General features: G+C 65.8%; 1 protein-coding gene. It reads right to left on the bottom strand.

Going from position 1 to position 310, the window contains the following annotated elements:
- Positions 1-310, bottom strand: a 310-nt coding sequence (locus B2V21_RS16725) for a glutamate--tRNA ligase family protein (protein WP_286917455.1), incomplete at both ends; no start/stop codon positions are given.

The raw sequence follows: 310 nt of genomic DNA, 5'->3' as shown, positions 1-310 counted from the left end.
ACCTGCATGTCCATGCGGTCCCATGGGATTTCGACATCGCCACGCAGCATGTCGGGAACCACGCAGACGCCTTCGGTGGGGACCTTCATGCGGATGACGTGGGGTTCGCCGGCGGCCAGGCGGCGCTGGACTTCCTCGGCCGACAGCAACAGCGCGCGGCCGTCGTAGCGAGGGGTTTCGCCACGGGCGGTCTGTTCGGCGCGCATCTGGTCGAGCTCTTCGGCGGTGCAGAAACACGGGAATGCGTGGCCCATGTCGACCAGTTGCTGGGCGTATTGCTTGTAGATATCGCCCCGCTCGCTCTGCCGGT

Source organism: Pseudomonas sp. UBA6276, assembly GCF_002438365.1.
GTDB lineage: Bacteria > Pseudomonadota > Gammaproteobacteria > Pseudomonadales > Pseudomonadaceae > Aquipseudomonas > Aquipseudomonas coleopterorum.
Note: the sequence above shows the minus strand (reverse complement) of the source record. Positions and strands in the feature narration are given on the sequence as shown.